At 53.4% G+C, this 2,411-nt stretch carries 4 protein-coding genes; all 4 read left to right on the top strand.

What is annotated here, in order from left to right:
• Positions 1–234: 234 nt before the first annotated feature.
• Positions 235–699, top strand: a complete 465-nt coding sequence (locus tag NQU42_RS08350) for a DUF2240 family protein (RefSeq protein ID WP_296610614.1) — start codon at positions 235–237, stop codon at positions 697–699.
• A gap of 9 nt (positions 700–708) precedes the next feature.
• Positions 709–1,815 carry a geranylgeranyl reductase family protein gene (locus tag NQU42_RS08345; RefSeq protein ID WP_296610616.1) on the top strand — a complete coding sequence of 369 codons (1,107 nt, stop codon included), beginning with the start codon at positions 709–711 and terminating at the stop codon, positions 1,813–1,815.
• A 97-nt stretch (positions 1,816–1,912) separates the two neighbouring features.
• A complete protein-coding gene (locus NQU42_RS08340) occupies positions 1,913–2,239 on the top strand; it encodes a hypothetical protein (RefSeq protein ID WP_296610613.1) in 327 nt (108 codons plus the stop codon).
• Between the two features lie 70 nt (positions 2,240–2,309).
• Positions 2,310–2,411, top strand: a 102-nt coding sequence (locus NQU42_RS08390) for an NAD-dependent epimerase/dehydratase family protein (protein ID WP_366070336.1), incomplete at its 3' end; no start/stop codon positions are given.

Below are 2,411 nucleotides of genomic sequence, written 5' to 3'. Positions count from 1 at the left end.
CTCCCAAAGATAAATCGCAAGTACAGTCAGGATTCGTATATGCTCCGGAGATCTCAATGGGGTGAAAATGCCCTATCGCATAGATGCGTGAACGTTGCGAGATTGATATATAATGGAGAATCAGTGTGCTTCTGGTGAGCAGAGAAATTTCGTGCTTTGGCAAATCGCCATTTGAAGCCATGTATCCTCCATGTGTCCCCGGCTCACTCGAGGCGTCACTGGAAATCTGAGAGGGTGTTTCATTTGGATCAGGAGAAGAGGTACCTTGTGGCACTGCCATTCAAGAAGCGTGGGAAGAGCAGCCTGAAGATAAGCGACTTCATATTCGCACTCTCGCTGGATCTGAAGTGGGGGCCTCCAGAGAAGGTGAGAGCGCTTCTGATGGAAGCAGAAAAGGAGGGGCTGGTCCGCATCGATGGGGATATGGTGCATTCAAACGAGGATATCGAGATACCTGTTGGGTTCAAACCTGCTCCAGTCGAGGGGATATTCGAGAGAGCGGTCAGAATGATATCATCGAAGACCGGCATGAGCAGGAAGGAGATCATAGCGATGATAAACGAGCGTCAGGACTCGCTCCAGAGGCTGGTGGAGCTGGATGCTGTGGCCCTTCTGGTGGCAAGGGAGCTCGAGATCGATGTCTCTGATATGGCCCATGAGGCGTACCAGAGCCTGATATCCTCCAGGGATGCAGCATAGCTCTTGCATATGTATGACCTGATAGTTATAGGTGGAGGGCCGGCAGGCGCATCCGCAGCGCGCGAAGGTGCCAGGCTCGGCCTGCGGGTTCTTCTCATCGAGAAGGAGAGATTCCCGCGGTACAAGCCATGCGGTGGAGCTCTATCAGAGCGGGCGAGGTCGTACCTGGGCTTCAGGATTCCAGATGAGGTCATCGATGCGGAGATCTCCAGGCTGAGGATATTCTTCAGAGACCGCTGTGCTGAGATCTCGAGGTCTGAGAGGCTCTCCACGCTCGTCACCAGGAGCGTGTTCGATGAGATGCTCTTGAGAAGGGCAGAGGATGCTGGAGCAGAGGTCCTGTTAGGAAGGCGGGCCAAAGAGATATCGGAGAGGGGGGAGTACGTCCGGATAAGGGCAGGTGATACCTACGAGGGCAGGATTCTGGTGATTGCTGACGGTCACACGGGCGTGCTGAGCAGGAAGATACGCCCCAGAGATGCAATGACAGGTATGTGCCTGGTCACAGAGGTATCTGCCGAAAACAGCAGTGACCGGATGGAGATACACTTCGGGGAGGCGTATATGGGCTACGCCTGGGTTTTCCCTCACGGAAGTTACCTCTCCGTCGGCGCTGGCGGTCTTCGATCATCGAACATAAGAGGAACCATGGAAAGACTCATGAATTCGAGGGGATTCCGCGGCAAGATCCATGGCCATACGATACCTCTCTCAGGGCCATCCGGATATATTGCAGGCAGGAGAACAATGCTCTGCGGCGACTCGGCTGGCATGGTGGATCCCTTCACAGGAGAGGGGATCGCATATGCTTTGAGGTCCGGCCAGATCGCTGCAGAGGTCGCCTCTGAGCATCTCACCGAAGGATGCGATATCGTGGAGTATCAAAGAAGATGCAAAAACGAGTTCGGAGACGATCTCAGAGCGTCATTTCTTCTCGCCCGGATCATGCACCGCTTTCCCGATCAGCTCTTCAACATGTTCATGGACGACAGATCTCTCCTGGAGAGGTACATAGACATACACGCGCATGGCCTCAGCTACAGGAGCTTCTTAAGATGGCTCGCGCCGAGAGCTCCGGCAAAGCTCATAGCATCGGTGATCTCGAAGATGGTATAAAACACATTTCATAATGCGAATCCTGAAGAACCTGATAAGGATGAGACCAAACCATTTCGCCCTGGGGAGCGGCTCTCCGCTAACCCCAGGAGGTCCTATGATATGCCTGAGATGCGGATGCTGCTGCATCCACCTTGACGTTGCTATTCCGAACCCGGACGCGATAAGGCCTGATGGCACTCTCGATACATCTCACAGGATGCCTGTCGTATTCAAGAGATCTGGAGAGCCATGCCCTCATCTAACATTTGCAGATGGAATGGCTGTGTGCAGGATACACGAGATGGAATGCTACAGGGGATCGCCATGCGATCTCTTCGAGCAGATAGGTCCTCAGGATGATGTGTGCGTGCTGAACGCTTATTTCAGAGAGATCTTCAAGAAGCAAAGGGCGCGCCAGAGGGGATGTGATTCTGTGGAGTGAGCAGTTCTCAGGGGCAAATTCAGGCCGCAATCAGGCAGATAAGAGGTCGCAAGATATTGAGGTAGTAAGTATGTCGTTTCAGAACAATCGAATAGTTGTAACAGGCGGCGCCGGATTCATAGGCTCGAACATCGCCCGGGCGCTCTGTGAGGAGAATGATGTGATCGTAATC

The organism is Methanothrix sp. (genome assembly GCF_024518575.1).
GTDB lineage: Archaea > Halobacteriota > Methanosarcinia > Methanotrichales > Methanotrichaceae > Methanothrix_B.
The sequence above is the reverse complement of the archived record's forward strand: the minus strand, read 5'-3'. Positions and strand labels throughout refer to the sequence as shown.

What these genes read in the sequence shown, in the direction of transcription:
- NQU42_RS08340 (WP_296610613.1), top strand. Translation starts at nt 1,913, where the DNA reads ATGATATGCCTGAGATGCGGATGCTGCTGCATCCACCTTGACGTTGCT.
- NQU42_RS08345 (WP_296610616.1), top strand. Translation starts at nt 709, where the DNA reads ATGTATGACCTGATAGTTATAGGTGGAGGGCCGGCAGGCGCATCCGCA.